Below are 16,698 nucleotides of genomic sequence, written 5' to 3' on the forward strand. Positions count from 1 at the left end.
TGAGAAAATTATAGAAATACAAGAGAAATTAAACAATAGACCAAGAAAAAGATTTAATTTTGAAACACCTAATTATATGTTTAATCAAAAAGTTGCATTTATAACTTGAATCCTGCTTGACTAATGATAGAATACTTTTTTTCTCAATACAGAGATTATCCCACATTCGACATTGTTTTGGAAATTGTAGCAGTAATTTTTGGATTATTGAGCGTTTGGTACGCCAAAAAAGATAATATTTTGGTTTTTCCAACCGGATTAGTAAGTACCTCAATATTTGTGTATTTGCTTTGGAAATGGACTTTATGGGGCGATATGATGATCAACGGCTATTATTTTGTGATGAGTATTTATGGCTGGTACCATTGGACTCGGAAAAAAGGAGATACGGAAGAATTCCCAATTTCAAAAATTTCGAGTTCTGAAAAACGAATTGCGATAATTCTTTTTATATTTACGGTCGCTTTTGTGGTTTCGGTATATCATTATTTCGGAAAATTTACCACTTGGTATGCTTATGTAGACACTTTTATCACAGGGATTTTCTTTGTAGGAATGTGGCTCATGGCCAAAAGAAAAGTCGAGAATTGGATATTTTGGATTATTGGAGATGTAATTTCCATTCCATTATATTTTTCAAAAGGATTTACTTTTACAAGTTTTCAATACGTAGTATTTACAATAGTTGCCATTTTTGGCTATTTAGAATGGAAGAAAATCTCAGACAGCTCTCAAACAGAGCTACAAAAATAATTAAAATTGCTTTATTTGGTCCAGAAAGTACGGGCAAAACCACATTAGCAAAACAACTCGCTGAATATTATATAACAGAATGGGTTCCTGAGTACGCACGAGAATATCTTCAGGAAAAATGGGATACAAATCAGCAAATTTGTGATATTGACGACATGCTTCCTATTGCATATGGCCAAACCAAATTAGAAAATAAAAGCGCTTTAATTGCTAATAAATATCTTTTTTGTGACACCAATTTATTGGTAACTAAAGTTTTTTCAGAAGTGTATTATGACTATTGCGATCCATTATTAGATCAGGCGGCTCGCGAACATGAATACGATTTATTTTTCCTGACGGATATTGATGTCCCTTGGGAAAAAGATGATTTAAGAGATAAAGCAGAAGGCAGAGAATCAGTGTTTGCAGTTTTCAAAAAATCCTTAATTGATAATAAAAAACCATTCATTACCCTTTCTGGAGATAAGGATTTACGATTAAATAAAGCTATTTCTATAATTGATGATTTGACAGAAGCCAGAAAAATGGGATTTTCTTCTGCTGATTTTGTGCAAATTTATGAAAATGAAATTCCATTGAAAAACATCAAACAACAATTAAGTTTTTTTAGAAATGGAATAGCAAAGATTAATCTAGTAGGGCCGGCAACTTTATTTAATGGTATTTTAAAATTATCTGAAAATGATTTCCAAGAAAAAGTAATTTTTTTTGATGAAAACAAATCGAATTTAAAACTGGAAAAATTCGTTCCCGCATCAGGAGCGGCAAGTAGAATGTTTAAGTTTTTAAGCACTTTTTTGAATGATTTTGATTTTGAAAATGAAAGTATCAATGCCTACATAAACAGAAAAAAAGATACCGAATTGTCAATTTTTATAGTCGGCATGGAAAAATTTCCTTTTTTTGGAGTAATATATCAAAAATTAAACGAGGAATTTCCTGACTTTGATTCTCTACATAGGGATTATAAAAACTATTATTTTATAAAATTATTATTGGCTTCTGATTATTTTGATTTTGCCAACAAACCAAAAGGAGCGCTACCTTTTCATAAATATCAAAAGCGAATTGTAACCCCTGTTGAAGAGCATTTACACGAATGCATATATTATGCAAGTTCTGACAATAGTTCAAATATGCATTTCACAATGTCAGAGTCACATTTGGGCCAATTTGAAACTATAATTAATGCCCTTAAAAGTGAAGCAGAAAGAAAATCAGAAAAAACAATAAATGTAAGCTATTCGTATCAGAACAAGAACACAGACACCATCGCAGTAGATTTGGAAAACAATCCTTTTAGGGATGAAAACGAACGATTATTCTTTAGACCCGGAGGTCATGGTACTTTGATAGAAAATTTAAATCAATTGAATGCTGATATTGTATTTATCAAAAATATTGATAACGTAATTCAAAACAATATTGAAAAAACGGCACGATATAAAAAAGCGTTAGCCGGAATTTTGATGGAATTGCAAATAACCATATTTAAGTATTTGCATGCACTTGATGCTGAAGAAATTCAACAAGAATATGTTGATGAAATTATGCTTTGGTTGGAAGAAAAATTGAACATCAGAATTCCGGACGATTTTTACAAACTTAGTTTTGAAAATAAAATTACAGGGATTAAAGCCCTTTTAAACAGACCCATAAGAGTTTGTGGAATGGTAAAAAATGAAGGTGAAGCCGGAGGCGGGCCTTTCTGGGTAAAAGATGACAAAGGAGTTATTTCGCTGCAAATTGTGGAAAGCTCTCAAGTGGATTTGTCGAATGAAAATCAAAAGAATATTCTTAATGCTTCAACACATTTTAATCCTGTCGACTTAGTTTGTGGAATTAAAAATTACAAAAACGAGAAATTTGATTTAAGCCAATTTGTAGATCATAACAGTGGTTTTATAGTGCAGAAAACAACATTTGGAAGAGCCATTAAATCCTATGAACTACCTGGATTATGGAATGGCGCCATGGCAAACTGGATTACCATTTTTGTTCAAGTTCCATTAATCACATTCAATCCGGTAAAAAGTGTCAATGATTTACTAAAATCAGCGCACCAACCTCAATAAAATTGGAAAAAGAAAAAATCATATCAGAATTAAGTTTCAAAGCCGTTCGCAGCAGCGGTGCTGGCGGACAAAATGTAAATAAGGTTTCCTCTAAAGTGGTTTTGACTTTTGATTTGAAAAACTCGCAGGCATTGACCGAAGAGGAAAAACTGCGGCTGGAAACTAAATTGTCATCGAGGCTAACAACGGATTTAGTTTTGATTTTGAACTGTGATGAAGATCGAAGTCAGCTTAAAAACAAAGAAATTGTAATCAAACGGTTTTTGGAAATCATAAAAAACGGATTACTTGTTCCCAAAGAACGCAAACCTACTAAAATTCCAAAGTCAGTTATCAGAAAACGAATAAAGGATAAAAAAAATGTGTCTGAGGTCAAGAAAAACAGAAAAAAACCGAATCTAGATTAGGTCGTTTTTACTTTTATTTTCTAAAACTTTAAACTTTAAACAAAAAAAACTACTTTTGCACCGTCTCAAAGGGGTGCTCTAAATAACGAGCTGAGATTATACCCAACGAACCTGAACAGGTAATGCTGTTAAGGGAAAAAATGACAAAAAAATAGCGTGCACACTATCGATTTGTCATAGGAAACAATCATTTTAATTTAACAAAAGAATAATTCCCCCTTTTATTCGTAATCTTTTTACGAATGAATATTTTATTTTATTTTATTGGCCGCAAAGGCACAAAGGCACAAAGTTCGAGATTATTGCTGTCTATTATCTTTTCTCTATTATCACTTCATTCCTTTTCACAAGTTAAAGACACCACTAAAGTCAACCAACTCGACGAAGTCCTGGTTTCGGCAGTTCGTGTAACCACAAAAACGCCGGTAAGTTTTAGCAATTTGGACAAAAAAGAAATCAAGTTCCGAAACTTAGGACAAGACATCCCTATTCTAATGAATTATTTGCCTTCCGTTGTTACAACTTCTGATGCTGGAAACGGTGTTGGATATACTGGCATACGTGTTCGTGGTAGCGATGCGACAAGAGTAAATGTTACCATTAACGGAATTCCTTATAATGATTCCGAAAGTCATGGAACCTATTGGGTGAATATGCCAGATTTCGCTTCTTCGGTGGAAAGTTTGCAACTGCAACGCGGAGTAGGAACTTCTACAAATGGAGCTGGTGCTTTTGGTGCGAGTTTAAATATGTTGACAGATTCCTATGCTGATAAAGCATCTGGAGAAATTTCTAATTCATTTGGAAGTTTTAATACCCAAAAACATACTGTAAAGTTCAGTACGGGATTAATGAATGACCATTTTGAATTAGCGGGACGTTTATCTGCTTTGAAATCGGATGGTTATGTTGACCGAGGAGCTTCTGACTTAAAATCGTATTTCCTGCAAGGAACTTATGTAGGGAAAACTACTTTGATTAAAGCGCTGACTTTTGGAGGAAAAGAAAAAACCTACCAATCTTGGAACGGAATTGACGAAGCAACTTTAAACAGTGACAGAACGTTTAATTCATCCGGCATTTTTACAGACGAATTTGGCAAAACCCGATTTTATGATAATGAAACCGATAATTACCAGCAAGACCATTACCAATTGCATTGGAACGAAAAAATTTCCAATAATTGGAGCACTAACTTAGCTTTTCATTATACTAAAGGAAAAGGGTATTATGAAAATTATAAAGAAGATGCTGATTTTTCGAGCTATGGATTAACTCCGATAGTTATTAACGGCGCAACAATAAACACAACCGATTTAATTCGTCAAAAATGGTTGGATAATGATTTCTATGGAACAACATTTTCAGCAAATTATACAACTGAAAAACTGGAGGTCATTTTTGGTGGTGGTTATAACAAATATGAAGGAGACCATTTTGGGAAAGTAATTTGGGCAAGATATGCTTCACAAAGTGAGTTGGGAGATCATTATTATGATGATTTTGCCACTAAAAATGATGGAAATGTTTTTGCAAAAGCAAATTATCAAATCACAGGAAAAATTAGCTTATTTGGAGATTTGCAACTTAGAAACGTGCATTATAAAGCCAATAGTTACGAAACGGGTTCAGTAAACGACAACTTTAATTTCTTCAATCCAAAAGCAGGATTGAATTACGATATCAATGCGAACAACAAGTTGTACTTTTCGTATGCAAGAGCCAATCGGGAACCCAACAGAACGGATTATGAAGGCGGAAACCTGCCTTCCGGCAGGCAAGGTGCGAAACCAGAAAAGTTGAATGACTTTGAAATGGGTTGGCGCTATACTGCTGACAAAGTACAATTCAATTCAAATGTGTATTATATGGCTTATAAAGACCAATTGATATTAACCGGAAAACTAGATGATGTAGGAAGTCCGATTCGTTCTAACAGCGAAAAAAGCTACCGTTTAGGATTAGAGGTTGATGCTACAATTGCTTTGTCAAAACAATTTATTATTCGTCCAAATTTTACTTTAAGCAGTAATAAAAATATTGATTTAGCTGTGGAAGGCGAGAATTACGGAACTACTGATATTTCTTATTCACCATCAGTTATAGTGGGGAATATTATTGTTTACAAACCGTTAGAGAACCTTCAGATTTCATGGTTACAAAAATTTGTAGGCGAGCAATACATGAATAACATCGAATTACCGGCTGCAAAACTGGCTAACTATTTTGTGAATGATTTAAATATCGCTTATGAAATCGCTTTCACGAAATCTCATCCAAAAAAACAAAATGCCAATCAAGCGATTCTTGAAGACCTTGGGCAAAAAGCTACAAATACTGAAAAAATTAAACCGAATTCAGTTTTCAAATCAATTGTAATTACAGGCTTGGTCAATAACATTCTTGACAAGAAATATGTTTCAAATGGATATATGTGGGATGTTTATCCGTACTATTATCCGCAAGCAGGAATCAACTTCTTGGCTGGTTTAACGTTGAAGTTTTAGATTTTAAACTCCGAAAGAATTCAAAATCTTTCGGAGTTTTTTATTTAAACCGTTTAATTATAAACCCGGAGTACATTCCCATTGACTTCTACACGATATTGTTTCAAAGGATATTGCGCACCTCCTTGTGCTTGACCAGTAAACAAACTGTATTCTTTGCTGTCACAAGCGCAAACTGTATTTATTCCTTTTAGAGTCATGGTAGAACAAGAGCTCAAAGCTTGATTGGGACAGGCAGCATCAAAAGCATTATAGCCACTTCCGGTATTGAATACATAAATTCCTTTGGCTCCAACTCCAGAATAATAGATTGCATTGCTGGGATATTGCAAACTAGAATAGGCGGGCAAATTCATATTGATATCTATGGTAAAAGTATAATTAGGTATATAAGGGTTTTTATTATTAAAACCATTATCACTGCAGGAAAACAAGAAGGATGAAAGCATTAACAATAGGATATATTTTTTCATTTTTTAAAATATTGTAAAAGAATTAGCGAAACAAATTTAATTTATTTAACTTTGAATTATATATGATTAACATATATTTATAGGCTAAAAAAATTAATAATATCTTTGTGGAAAGAAATCCCGTCCTGATGGGATTTTTTCTATTTATATAAACGATGAAGTTATGAGTACAGTATCTTATTACACGGCAGAAGGATTAAAAAAATTACGAGAAGAATTAGATTATTTAAAAAGTGTAATGCGTCCAAAAGCATCTGCCGATATAGCTGAAGCAAGAGACAAAGGTGACTTGTCTGAAAATGCAGAGTATGATGCAGCTAAAGAAGCGCAAGGAATGCTTGAGATGCGTATTGCTAAAATGGAAGAAGTACATTCTAACGCCAGATTAATTGACGAGTCTCATTTAGATCTTTCGAAAGTATTGGTTTTATCTAACGTAAAAATCAAAAACCAAACCAACGGAATGGAAATGACTTATACGCTAGTTGCCGAAAGCGAAGCCGATTTGAAAACAGGAAAAATTTCTGTGACCTCACCAATTGGTAAAGGTTTATTGGGTAAATCAGTAGGTGAATATGCAGAAATCACAGTTCCAAACGGAGTTTTGCAATTTGAGATTTTAGAAATTTCACGCGACTAAAGTTAGTTTTCAGTGGTCAGCAGCAGTATTCAGTACCTTCTGTAAACGGGTTAGCATCTTTCATCGAATTTCTATTATTTAAAAGTATTACTCATGAGCTCCATATTTACAAAAATTATAAAAGGAGAAATTCCTTGTTATAAAATTGCTGAAGACGATAACTTTTTAGCCTTTTTGGATGTAAATCCAAATGCCAAAGGACATACGCTTTGTATTCCAAAACTGGAAATTGATAAGATTTTTGATATCGAAGATGATTTATATATAGGACTGATGCAGTTTTCTAAAAAAATCGCAATTGCACTGGAAAAAGCAGTTCCTTGTAAAAGAATAGGAATGGCGGTTATAGGACTTGAAGTTCCTCATGCTCACGTTCATCTTATTCCTTTGAATGAAATGGATGAAATGCGTTTTCAGAATAAGGTGTCGCTTTCAAAAGAAGAATTTGAAGCATTGGCAACACAAATTAGAAGCAATTTATAATGTTTTTACAAATAAAATAAATTGGTACGGTTTTCGTTTAGAAAGAGAATAGGTGAAAACTTATTCCCTTTCTAATTTATGAGCCTACCTGCAAGATGAAAAATATTTATTTACTGCTTTGTTTATTTTTATCCGTTTTCAGTTTTGGTCAGAGTCAAACAGAATATACTTTAATTGACAACCAAATTTCTAAAATTCCAAATAACTCCAGTTATTCAACTAAGGGAATTGCCAATTATATAAATTCACATTTTAAAACCGATAACGACAAAATCCGAGCAATTTTCTATTGGACAGCCTCCAATATAAGTTATGATATGGATAATAGGCCTACTTCAAACAGCAGAGAATCTTCTGAAAATAAAATAAAAAACATTCTCAAAACCAGAAAGGGAGTTTGCAGTGATTACACCGAAATCTTTAATGATTTAGCAAATAAAGTCGGTATAAAAGCAGTGATTGTTAGTGGATATACGAAACAAAATGGGGCAATTGATACTATTTCGCATGCTTGGTGTGCTGCAAAAATAAACAACCGATGGTATTTGTTTGACCCAACTTGGGGTTCCGGATTTGTAAATAATGGTAGGTTTTCAAAAAAAATAGACAATTCTTATTTCAAGGTTAGCCCTTCACAATCTATCGCATCACACATTCCGTTTGATTATTTATGGCAATTTCTAAATTATCCAATCACAAACCAAGAATTTTATGAGGGCAAAACTCAAATTAATAAATCAAAGAAATACTTCGATTTTGAAAGTGAAATTGCTAAATACGAATCATTATCAGAAATCGATAAATTATACGACTCGGCTGAAAGGATAGAAAAGAATGGAGTAGAAAATAAATTGATTTTAGAACGTCTGAAAAACAAAGATAAAAACATAAGCTATTTACACCAAAAAACAAATGTCGAAAAATTAAATAGGATTGCTAATGATTGCAATCAGGCTGTTAACTTGCTAAATGATTTTATTAATTACCGCAATAAACAGTTCAGCCCCACTCTGCCGGATAACGAAATTATAAGTATGATTGAAACGCCAAAACAAAAATTAGTCAAATGCCAAAATGCACTTTATAATGTGGGTTATGTTGGAAATGAAAATTCATCCAGTTTAGCTTCTCTAAAGAAATCAGTTAATAATGCTTTGGCACAAACTGAAGAGCATTTTATTTTCGTGCAAAATTATTTAAACAAAAGCAATATGGACAGAAGAGGAATGTTTACTAAAACAACCTGGTATTGATTTTTCAACCTAAATCAAGATGCTTTTTTAAAACTCACCTGCATAGTGGTCCCTTTTCCTAATTCTGAATTTAGAACTTTTATGGTTCCTTTATGATATTCTTCCACAATTCTTCTGGTTAACGAAAGTCCCAAGCCCCAGCCTCTTTTTTTGGTGGTAAATCCCGGTTCAAAAATAGTTTTGAATTGTTTTTTTTGAATCCCACCTCCTGTATCTGTAACGTTTATTTTTACATGACTTCCTTCTTGTTCTATTTCTAAAGATAGTTTACCTCTCCCTTTCATGGCATCAATTGCATTTTTCACCAAATTTTCGATAGTCCAACTGTGCAACGTGGGATTGAGCAATACATAGATTGGCGCTTCTGGTGCTTTAAAATAAAATTCAATTTGTTTTGAAAATCGAGATTGCAAATAATCATAGGATTGCTGTGTTTCCTCTATAATATCTTTGGTTTCTAATTTTGGTTCTGAGCCTATTTTTGAAAAACGATCCGTAATCATTTGTAACCGTTCAATATCTTTTTCTATTTCGAATGTGGTACTCTCCTCTACATTTTCAGATTTCAATAGTTCGACCCAACCAATTAAGGAAGAAAGTGGAGTTCCTATTTGATGGGCAGTTTCTTTTGCCATTCCGGCCCAAAGCTTGTTTTGAGTGGCCATTTTGTTACTTCTGTAAAAATTATAAACCAATCCGCCAAACAACACTATGATTAACAACAAGGCAATTGGATAATATTTAAGTTTGTTCAGTAAGGCTGAGTTTCCATAATATAGTTTTTGAAACTTTCTTGGCACGTATTCGATTACAATGGGTTCGTTTTCATTTCGTAGATCAGATAAAAAAGCTCTGGCTTTAATTTTATCTTTTACTATCTCTTCCTCTATATTGACGGTATTTATGATACTATCATTCTCGGTGAGAATAATAGGAATCGAAGTATTGTTGCTGAATATTTGAAGAGGAAGTTCTACATCAGTATTTTCATCCGCATTTATGAGTGTCTTTTGTGCATTTGCCCAAAGGTTCATTTTTAGGCGCTCTTCATTTTTGAAGATTTGGAAAAAGGTATACGTATTCCACAGAATTAAGGAAACAATCAAGAATGAAGCAAAAATGATGACCCACCGGGTTGTATTTTTTTTATCAGAAAATTGCATAAGTTAAAATTTGAGGTATAAATATAACGAAATAGTCGCACTATTATTTTAGTTTTCATATTCATAACCTTTTTAGTAAAAACAAAACATTTATTTAATCTTAAATCGGCATTCGCCCTTTATAAATTTAAACCGTTTACTTACTTTTGCATATTAGTAAACCTAATCCATCCCAAACAACAAAAGCATGATTACTATTGATCCAAAAAGCATTGAAACCGCAAAGTTACAGGGCTACTTGCAAAGTTCCGTGGGACCAAGACCGATAGCATTTGCCAGTACGGTTGACACAGAAGGCAAACCTAACTTATCTCCTTTTAGTTTCTTCAATGTATTTAGTGCCAATCCGCCAATTCTTATTTTCTCTCCTGCCAGACGCGTGCGGGACAATTCGATAAAACATACTTTAATTAATGCTGAATCTACACGAGAAGTGGTGATAAATGTAGTGAATTATGACATGGTGCAACAAACATCTCTTGCAAGTACGGAATATGCGGAGGGCGTAAATGAGTTTCTAAAGTCAGGTTTTACAACAATTCCTTCTGAAGTGGTGAAACCTTTTAGAGTAAAAGAATCACCGGTGCAATTTGAATGCAAAGTTACTCAGATTATCCCTCTGGGAACTGAAGGCGGAGCCGGTAATTTAATTCTTTGTGAAGTACTTAGAATTCATATTGACGAACGTATTTTAGACGAAAATGGAGCGATTGACCAATATAAAATAGATCTAGTTTCAAGATTAGGCGGAAACTGGTATTCCCGTTCAAATCAGGGACTATTTGAAGTACCAAAACCACTAACAACACTTGGAATCGGAGTTGATGCAATTCCTGATTTCATAAAAGAAAGTGTTATTTTTGATGGAAATGATTTAGGTATGTTGGGTAATATTGAGGCCTTGCCTACTTTAGAAGAAGTTAGTATATTTGTAAAACAGAATTTTGCTGTAAAAGGAGTTTTAAGCTCAGATGATCAGGAAAAAGTCCATATAGAAGCTAAAAAATACTTGAATGAAAAAGATGTTTTATCCGCTTGGAAAGTGCTTTTAGCTAAAAAAAATAATTAAAATAACAACAAAAAATAACGAAGATGGAAGTTACAGGAAAAATTAAAATGCTTGGAGAAGCTAAAAATGTAGGAAATGGAAGTTTCTTAAAGAGAGAACTAGTTGTAACGACTGAAGAACAATATCCACAACATATTTTAGTGGAATTTGTTCAAGACAAATGTGATTTATTGAATAGTTTTAAAGTGGGCGAAGCGGTAAAAGTTTCAATCAATTTAAGAGGGCGCGAATGGGTTGATCCACAAGGTGTGACTAAATATTTTAATGCAATACAAGGCTGGAGAGTAGAAAGATTAGCTGCTGAAGGAGTTTCTCAACAAACGCCTCCAATGCCAGCTGCTGAAGCATTTGCCCCAGCTACAAATTTAAACGAAGAAGAAGCAGACGATTTACCATTTTAATCATTTGATCTTAATTGATTTTATAAAACAAACCCGATAGCTATTTATTTAACTGTCGGGTTTTATAGTTGTATGTAGTATGTATTATTTGTCTCCAGCCTTATTCTTCCCTCCTGTTTCCCAAGCCAACCGCGATGGGATTTTGGCGATTGGAGGTGATTTATCTTCGGAACGATTGCAACTTGCCTATAAAAGCGGCATTTTCCCGTGGTTTGAAGAAGGGGAACCAATTATGTGGTGGTCGCCTAATCCCAGAATGGTTTTGTTTTTGGATGAATTGATAGTTTCTAAAAGTATGCGTAACATTCTCAATAGAAATATTTTTACGGTCACTTTCAATCAGAATTTCAGGGAAGTAATTTCGCACTGCCAAAACATAAAACGAGACGGTCAAAACGGGACTTGGATTACTAATGATATGATTGAAGCCTATCGTAAACTACATGAATTAGGAATTGCAAAATCTGTCGAGGTTTGGCAAAATGAGAAATTGGTGGGCGGTTTATACGGGATTGATTTGGGACATGTTTTTTGCGGAGAAAGTATGTTTTCTTTGGTTTCGAATGCTTCAAAAGTGGCTTTTATAGCTTTGGTTAACCAATTAAAGGCAACCAACTACCAACTGCTGGATTGCCAAGTTTATAATCCGCATCTTGAAAGTTTGGGCTGTAGGGAAATTGACAGAGCTGCTTTTATGGAAATATTAAAAAGTAAATAACACTTAAAATTCCAGCTTCTTAAAATTCCAATCCAGTGTATTAAAAAGAACCAATTCATTTTTCAACGTTGGTAAATCCATAATTAGTTTTAAGGTCTCCTGGGCCATCATAGTGCCAATAATTCCCGGAAGTGTGCCTAATACGCCATTTAAATTGCAATTGAGAACATCTTTTGGATTTGGTGGTTCAGGGAATAAGTCACGAAGATTTTTATTTCCATTATGATTGAAAACCGCCATTTGTCCTTCAAATTTTAAAATGCTGCCATAAATTAATGATTTACCTAATTGTACACAAGTATCATTTACCAGATAGCGGGTTTCGAAGTTATCACTACCATCAACAACTACATCAAAATCTATAATGATTTCTTTGGAGTTTTCTACCGTTAATTTTTCTTCAAAAGCAAGTACACGAATCAATGGATTTAAAGTCTCTAAAACTAATTTGGCTGTAATTGCTTTTGATTGACCAAGATGCTCCTCAGTATATAAAATTTGACGGTGCAAGTTGTGTAATTCTATTGTATCAAAATCTACGATTCCTATGGTTCCAATTCCAGCTGTTGCTATATATTGCAAAATAGGACACCCTAATCCGCCAGCACCAATCACTAAAATTTTAGCTTTCTTGAGTTTCCCCTGCCCCAAATCACCTATTTCTGGTAACATCATTTGTCGGTTGTAGCGTAAAAAATCCTGGATAATACTCATTTTTTTATTTAGTTTTAAAGTTGAAATATCATAAAGTTGAAAGCTAAAATCATTTTAAATCCTTTGACTTTCGGCATTCGACCTTTGACTAAAATTTTTATCCCAATCTTTCCAAACGGGCTCGTATCCTTTGCTGGAAATAATTTTCGCAATTTCGGCAGCAGAACGTTCATCACTAATCTCAAATTGTTCCAAGGATTGTGGATCAACTGCATAACCGCCAGGGTTAGTTTTAGAACCAGCACTCATACTTGTAATGCCAATAGGAATGATATTATCGCGAAATTTTTCATTCTCACGGGTTGACAGGGAGATTTCTAAATCTTCATTCCACAGACGGTAGGCACAAATGAGTTGGGTTAAATCAGCATCGTCCATGATAAAGTTTGGCTTAATCACTCCTTCCGCCGGTCGTAATCTGGGGAATGAAACAGCATATTTAGTTTGCCAATAGGTTTTTTCTAAATAGTCTAAATGCAAGGCATTGAAAAAACTGTCCGTGCGCCAATCTTCTAATCCTAATAAAACACCCAATCCTATTTTATGAATACCTGCAGTTCCTATCCTATCCGGTGTTTCTAAACGAAAATCAAAATTGGATTTCTTCCCTTTGGTATGGTACTGTTTGTACACATCACGATGATACGTTTCCTGATATACTAAAACTGAATAAATACCAGCCTCATGCAATTGCTCGTATTCTTCTGTTGACAAGGGTTGTACCTCGGCTGAAATAGTTGAGAAATCGTTTTTTATTTGAGCAATTGCCTTTAGAAAATAATGAATGTTTACAGTGTGATTGGCTTCGCCAGTAACCAACAAAACATGATCAAATCCCGCTTTTTTTAAGACCTCAATTTCTAGGGTAATTTCACTTTCGGTAAGTGTTTTTCGTTTTATTTTGTTGTCTAAACTAAACCCACAATACGTACAAATGTTTTGGCATTCGTTACTTAAATAAAAAGGAGCATACATCTGAATCGTTTTGCCGAATCTTTTTTTTGTTAATTCATGCGCCTGTTGCGCCATTTGCTCTAAATAGGGTTGGGCAGCAGGTGAAATTAATGCCATAAAATCATCGAGAGTGCGTTTGTTTTTGGCTAACGCATATTCGACCGCTAATGAAGTAGTGCTGTATATTTTGGTTTTGATGGTGTCCCAATCGTAGTTGTCAAAAACCGATTTAAATGTTTTCATTGTTTAAGTTGGTTATTTAGTAAGCGTCATTTTTATTATTCGGTTTTGGCTCCCTCTCCTTTGGAGAGTTCCGAAGCTTCGGGAGGGGAGAGGATTACTCATACAAAAATGCTGTCAATGGACTTGAAGCCACCGCTCGATTTACTTTTTGTGCTAATTGTGCTTCGTAGGCTTTTCGACCTGCAATAACGGCTTCTTTAAATGCTTCTGCCATCAATATAGGATTTCCTGCCACAGCTATTGCAGTGTTTACTAAAACTGCATCAGCTCCAAGTTCCATTGCTTTTGCGGCATCAGATGGTGCGCCAATTCCGGCATCTATAATCACGGGAACTTTGCTCTGTTCGATAATTATTTCCAAAAAATCGATGGTTTTCAATCCTTTGTTACTTCCAATTGGAGAACCTAAAGGCATTACCGCTGAAGTTCCGGCATCTTCCAACCGCTTGCATAAAACCGGATCCGCATGAATGTAAGGCAAAACGATAAAACCTAATTTGGCTAACGCTTCCGTAGCTTTCAAAGTTTCGATTGCATCAGGCATTAAATATTTTGGATCAGGATGAATTTCGAGTTTTAGCCAATTGGTTTCTAATGCCTCACGGGCTAATTGTGCTGCAAAAATGGCTTCTTTAGCATTTCTTGCGCCAGATGTATTAGGTAATAAATTAATTTTCGGGTGTTTCAGATGTGCTAAAATAGCATCTGTTTCGGTTTCTAAATCGATACGTTTTAGTGCGACAGTTACTAACTCGCTCCCGGATGCTAAAATGGCTTCCTCCATTTGTTGATTCGAACCAAATTTTCCTGTGCCTAAAAACAAGCGAGATTCAAAGGTTTTGTCTCCTATTTTAAATAGTAACATATAATTTGTCGTTAAGTTGATTGATAAGTTGCGATGCATTTTCAGTTTGTGTAATCAAGCCGGAAACGGCTATACCGTGAATTCCAGTTTCCATTAGACTTTCTACGTTTTCAAGGGTGATTCCTCCAATGGCATAAATGGGGATTTGGATATTTTTCGCCTGCATTTGACCGATAATAGAACGATATCCTTCCAATCCTAGAATTGGACTTAGATTTTGTTTGGTGTTTGTAAATTGGAACGGTCCCAAACCAATATAATCACAATTTTCAGTTGTTCTTTGAAGCACGTCTTCAAAAGTATTTGCGGTGCCTCCAATGATTTTTGTTTTACCTAAAATGAGTCTTGCTTCTTCAACGCTCATGTCACTCAACCCTAAATGAACTCCATCCGCTTCTAGTTGCTTGGCTAAATAAACGTTGTCATTGATGATAAAAGTGGCTAAATATTCTTTACATAGCATTTTTACGGCTTCCGCCAAAGTAAAAGCATCATCTGAATAATTTTTTTTGAATCTCATTTGTATCCAATCGCAACCATTATCCAATGCTTTGTGGATGTTATATACTTGTTCTTCGACTGTGTTTCCTTGCGAAATATATTGTAATTGGTTATGCATAATGGTATCCTAATTTGGTTTGGTTAGATTGTAAATAGGTTTCTATATATTTTTTGGCATTGCTGCATGCTGTTTTTAGGTCTTGTTCCAAGGCTAAATTGGCTGTAATAGCGGATGATAATACACATCCGGAGCCATGTTTTTCGTAAACTAAAGTTTTATTTGGCGCAAGCTTGAAAATCTCATTTCCAGTATATAAATAATCGATACCAATTTCGTACGGATTATGCCCGCCTTTTAGTAAAACCGCGCAATTTTCCGAAAGGTTTTCTGCAATTGTTTCTGCCTTAATTTCTTGCGAATACAATTGAAAAATTTCATTGTAATTAGGTGTTATTAAATCTATTTCTTTTAATATCTCAATCAAAATAGCTTGATTTTCGATGGTTGTAAAATTGAATTCGCTACTGGACTTCAAAACCGTATCCCAAACAATCTTGGTATTTGGTGAAAGTTTTTTCACAACCAAAACAATTTCTCTTAAATAATCCAATGAAGGAATAATTCCAATTTTGACGGCTTTAATAGTATAGTTGCTGAACAATTTTTCCAATGATTTCAAAACAAATTCTAAGTCAGTCCATTGCATTTCGAAGAACTCATTTTCAGTTTGAATGGTGTTACCGGTATTCACAGCAAATCCATACACATGATGTTGCTCGAATGTTTTCGCATCAGCCAAAATTCCTGCGCCTCCAGAAGGATCAAAGCCTGCAATTGTTAATACGAAAGGTCGATTTGCTGACATAGTTTGTAATTTTCTACTGGGTTGTTGCTGTTCCAAATGGTGCCTAAAAGCACCACATCATCAAAACCATATTCCAATGCAGTTTTGATTCTCTCAGATGTAATTCCTCCAAGAGCAATTAATGTAATTTTGTTGTTATTTCTTTTTTTTAATTCTTTTTCAAAATCAATATCCGAAACGTACTTTGGTTTAGAAATACTTTCGAAAACCGGCCCAAAAAATGCATAATCAAAAACATCGGATAATTTTTCAAAGTCAGTCATACTGTGAATGGAAGTAGAGAGTTTAAATCCTCGTTCTTTCCATTCCTTCAAACATTTTTCCGATGTTTCATTTCGTTTTTTTTCTGTAAAATGAATGCGATTAATTCCAAATGCTTCTGCCAATTGATGATGACTGTGCAATGAAAGTTGGTTTCTAAACTCTTGTTTAATTGCAGAAACAAAAACTTCCATTTCGAGTTTAGTAAATTCTGGTTTTCGAACATGAAGCAACTCCAGTCCATTCTCAAAAAGAGAATGAATGGTTTCGATTTCATTAATTATAGTAATGGGATTTGTGATTACGATCATGACTTTGTTCTAATCTCTTTTCTAGACCTTCTAATTTC

Annotated in this window: 18 protein-coding genes and 1 pseudogene; 11 read left to right on the plus strand and 8 right to left on the minus strand. The window is 34.2% G+C overall.

Annotation, left to right across the window (positions count from 1 at the left end):
- The 5 genes and pseudogenes from ACFX5E_RS16245 to ACFX5E_RS04085 all read left to right on the plus strand — a co-directional run.
- Window positions 1-109 (plus strand): annotated as a pseudogene (locus tag ACFX5E_RS16245) (IS30 family transposase); the annotation flags it as partial.
- A gap of 14 nt (window positions 110-123) precedes the next feature.
- Window positions 124-753, plus strand: a complete 630-nt coding sequence (gene pnuC, locus ACFX5E_RS04070) for a nicotinamide riboside transporter PnuC (RefSeq protein WP_379853897.1) — start codon at window positions 124-126, stop codon at window positions 751-753.
- A complete protein-coding gene (locus tag ACFX5E_RS04075) occupies window positions 708-2,831 on the plus strand; it encodes a DUF4301 family protein (protein ID WP_379853898.1) in 2,124 nt (707 codons plus the stop codon). Before pnuC ends, ACFX5E_RS04075 begins: the two co-directional genes overlap by 46 nt.
- A gap of 2 nt (window positions 2,832-2,833) precedes the next feature.
- Window positions 2,834-3,238 (plus strand): alternative ribosome rescue aminoacyl-tRNA hydrolase ArfB, encoded by a 405-nt coding sequence (gene arfB / locus ACFX5E_RS04080; protein ID WP_379853899.1) that lies wholly within the window; start codon window positions 2,834-2,836, stop codon window positions 3,236-3,238.
- Between the two features lie 242 nt (window positions 3,239-3,480).
- Window positions 3,481-5,745, plus strand: coding sequence for a TonB-dependent receptor (locus ACFX5E_RS04085; protein WP_379853900.1), 2,265 nt, complete (start codon window positions 3,481-3,483; stop codon window positions 5,743-5,745).
- Window positions 5,746-5,798: 53 nt separating this feature from the next.
- Here ACFX5E_RS04085 and ACFX5E_RS04090 read toward each other — a convergent pair whose 3' ends face one another.
- A complete protein-coding gene (locus ACFX5E_RS04090) occupies window positions 5,799-6,218 on the minus strand; it encodes a Rieske (2Fe-2S) protein (RefSeq protein WP_379853901.1) in 420 nt (139 codons plus the stop codon).
- 163 nt (window positions 6,219-6,381) lie between these two features.
- Here ACFX5E_RS04090 and greA point away from each other — a divergent pair, with 163 nt between their 5' ends.
- The 3 genes from greA (at window position 6,382) to ACFX5E_RS04105 (ending at window position 8,594) form a co-directional block, all read left to right on the plus strand.
- The gene (greA, locus tag ACFX5E_RS04095) at window positions 6,382-6,858 is read left to right on the plus strand and encodes a transcription elongation factor GreA (RefSeq protein WP_379853902.1); all 477 of its coding nucleotides are present in this window, start codon (window positions 6,382-6,384) and stop codon (window positions 6,856-6,858) included.
- A 93-nt stretch (window positions 6,859-6,951) separates the two neighbouring features.
- Window positions 6,952-7,341, plus strand: a complete 390-nt coding sequence (locus tag ACFX5E_RS04100; protein WP_379853903.1) for an HIT family protein — start codon at window positions 6,952-6,954, stop codon at window positions 7,339-7,341.
- A 95-nt stretch (window positions 7,342-7,436) separates the two neighbouring features.
- A complete protein-coding gene (locus tag ACFX5E_RS04105) occupies window positions 7,437-8,594 on the plus strand; it encodes a transglutaminase domain-containing protein (protein WP_379853904.1) in 1,158 nt (385 codons plus the stop codon).
- 14 nt (window positions 8,595-8,608) lie between these two features.
- Here the strand turns inward: ACFX5E_RS04105 and ACFX5E_RS04110 are convergent, their stop codons facing one another.
- Window positions 8,609-9,757, minus strand: coding sequence for a sensor histidine kinase (locus ACFX5E_RS04110; protein WP_379853905.1), 1,149 nt, complete (start codon window positions 9,755-9,757; stop codon window positions 8,609-8,611).
- 187 nt (window positions 9,758-9,944) lie between these two features.
- Between ACFX5E_RS04110 and ACFX5E_RS04115 the strand changes: the two genes are divergently transcribed.
- The 3 genes from ACFX5E_RS04115 to aat all read left to right on the plus strand — a co-directional run bounded on the left by ACFX5E_RS04115 (window position 9,945) and on the right by aat (window position 11,945).
- Window positions 9,945-10,826 (plus strand): flavin reductase family protein, encoded by an 882-nt coding sequence (locus tag ACFX5E_RS04115; protein ID WP_379853906.1) that lies wholly within the window; start codon window positions 9,945-9,947, stop codon window positions 10,824-10,826.
- Window positions 10,827-10,849: 23 nt separating this feature from the next.
- Window positions 10,850-11,227 carry a DUF3127 domain-containing protein gene (locus ACFX5E_RS04120; protein WP_379853907.1) on the plus strand — a complete coding sequence of 126 codons (378 nt, stop codon included), beginning with the start codon at window positions 10,850-10,852 and terminating at the stop codon, window positions 11,225-11,227.
- A 79-nt stretch (window positions 11,228-11,306) separates the two neighbouring features.
- Window positions 11,307-11,945, plus strand: a complete 639-nt coding sequence (gene aat / locus ACFX5E_RS04125) for a leucyl/phenylalanyl-tRNA--protein transferase (protein ID WP_379853908.1) — start codon at window positions 11,307-11,309, stop codon at window positions 11,943-11,945.
- A 3-nt stretch (window positions 11,946-11,948) separates the two neighbouring features.
- On the opposite strand, the gene ACFX5E_RS04130 is transcribed toward aat, so the two are convergent.
- The 6 genes from ACFX5E_RS04130 to ACFX5E_RS04155 all read right to left on the minus strand — a co-directional run bounded on the left by ACFX5E_RS04130 (window position 11,949) and on the right by ACFX5E_RS04155 (window position 16,660).
- The gene (locus ACFX5E_RS04130; protein WP_379853909.1) at window positions 11,949-12,659 is read right to left on the minus strand and encodes a HesA/MoeB/ThiF family protein; all 711 of its coding nucleotides are present in this window, start codon (window positions 12,657-12,659) and stop codon (window positions 11,949-11,951) included.
- A gap of 54 nt (window positions 12,660-12,713) precedes the next feature.
- A complete protein-coding gene (gene thiH, locus ACFX5E_RS04135; RefSeq protein WP_379853910.1) occupies window positions 12,714-13,856 on the minus strand; it encodes a 2-iminoacetate synthase ThiH in 1,143 nt (380 codons plus the stop codon).
- Window positions 13,857-13,950: 94 nt separating this feature from the next.
- Window positions 13,951-14,721 carry a thiazole synthase gene (locus tag ACFX5E_RS04140; RefSeq protein ID WP_379853911.1) on the minus strand — a complete coding sequence of 257 codons (771 nt, stop codon included), beginning with the start codon at window positions 14,719-14,721 and terminating at the stop codon, window positions 13,951-13,953.
- Window positions 14,708-15,340 (minus strand): thiamine phosphate synthase, encoded by a 633-nt coding sequence (locus ACFX5E_RS04145; RefSeq protein ID WP_379853912.1) that lies wholly within the window; start codon window positions 15,338-15,340, stop codon window positions 14,708-14,710. Before ACFX5E_RS04145 ends, ACFX5E_RS04140 begins: the two co-directional genes overlap by 14 nt.
- On the minus strand, window positions 15,333-16,088 hold the full coding sequence (locus ACFX5E_RS04150) for a hydroxymethylpyrimidine/phosphomethylpyrimidine kinase (protein WP_379853913.1): 756 nt from the start codon (window positions 16,086-16,088) through the stop codon (window positions 15,333-15,335). Before ACFX5E_RS04150 ends, ACFX5E_RS04145 begins: the two co-directional genes overlap by 8 nt.
- Window positions 16,061-16,660 (minus strand): thiamine phosphate synthase, encoded by a 600-nt coding sequence (locus ACFX5E_RS04155; RefSeq protein ID WP_379853914.1) that lies wholly within the window; start codon window positions 16,658-16,660, stop codon window positions 16,061-16,063. The genes ACFX5E_RS04150 and ACFX5E_RS04155 overlap by 28 nt, the downstream gene beginning before the upstream one ends.
- Between the last annotated feature and the right edge of the window lie 38 nt (window positions 16,661-16,698).

The sequence above is a fragment of the Flavobacterium xylosi genome (assembly GCF_042787345.1).
GTDB lineage: Bacteria > Bacteroidota > Bacteroidia > Flavobacteriales > Flavobacteriaceae > Flavobacterium > Flavobacterium xylosi.

Bases quoted from the DNA above. Each gene is read 5' to 3' on its own strand.
- pnuC (WP_379853897.1), top strand. From the start codon at position 124: ATGATAGAATACTTTTTTTCTCAATACAGAGATTATCCCACATTCGAC.
- ACFX5E_RS04075 (WP_379853898.1), top strand. From the start codon at position 708: ATGGAAGAAAATCTCAGACAGCTCTCAAACAGAGCTACAAAAATAATT.
- ACFX5E_RS04085 (WP_379853900.1), top strand. From the start codon at position 3,481: ATGAATATTTTATTTTATTTTATTGGCCGCAAAGGCACAAAGGCACAA.
- ACFX5E_RS04090 (WP_379853901.1), bottom strand. From the start codon at position 6,218: ATGAAAAAATATATCCTATTGTTAATGCTTTCATCCTTCTTGTTTTCC.
- greA (WP_379853902.1), top strand. From the start codon at position 6,382: ATGAGTACAGTATCTTATTACACGGCAGAAGGATTAAAAAAATTACGA.
- ACFX5E_RS04100 (WP_379853903.1), top strand. From the start codon at position 6,952: ATGAGCTCCATATTTACAAAAATTATAAAAGGAGAAATTCCTTGTTAT.
- ACFX5E_RS04105 (WP_379853904.1), top strand. From the start codon at position 7,437: ATGAAAAATATTTATTTACTGCTTTGTTTATTTTTATCCGTTTTCAGT.
- ACFX5E_RS04110 (WP_379853905.1), bottom strand. From the start codon at position 9,757: ATGCAATTTTCTGATAAAAAAAATACAACCCGGTGGGTCATCATTTTT.
- ACFX5E_RS04115 (WP_379853906.1), top strand. From the start codon at position 9,945: ATGATTACTATTGATCCAAAAAGCATTGAAACCGCAAAGTTACAGGGC.
- ACFX5E_RS04120 (WP_379853907.1), top strand. From the start codon at position 10,850: ATGGAAGTTACAGGAAAAATTAAAATGCTTGGAGAAGCTAAAAATGTA.
- aat (WP_379853908.1), top strand. From the start codon at position 11,307: ATGTATTATTTGTCTCCAGCCTTATTCTTCCCTCCTGTTTCCCAAGCC.
- ACFX5E_RS04130 (WP_379853909.1), bottom strand. From the start codon at position 12,659: ATGAGTATTATCCAGGATTTTTTACGCTACAACCGACAAATGATGTTA.
- thiH (WP_379853910.1), bottom strand. From the start codon at position 13,856: ATGAAAACATTTAAATCGGTTTTTGACAACTACGATTGGGACACCATC.
- ACFX5E_RS04140 (WP_379853911.1), bottom strand. From the start codon at position 14,721: ATGTTACTATTTAAAATAGGAGACAAAACCTTTGAATCTCGCTTGTTT.
- ACFX5E_RS04145 (WP_379853912.1), bottom strand. From the start codon at position 15,340: ATGCATAACCAATTACAATATATTTCGCAAGGAAACACAGTCGAAGAA.
- ACFX5E_RS04150 (WP_379853913.1), bottom strand. From the start codon at position 16,088: ATGTCAGCAAATCGACCTTTCGTATTAACAATTGCAGGCTTTGATCCT.
- ACFX5E_RS04155 (WP_379853914.1), bottom strand. From the start codon at position 16,660: ATGATCGTAATCACAAATCCCATTACTATAATTAATGAAATCGAAACC.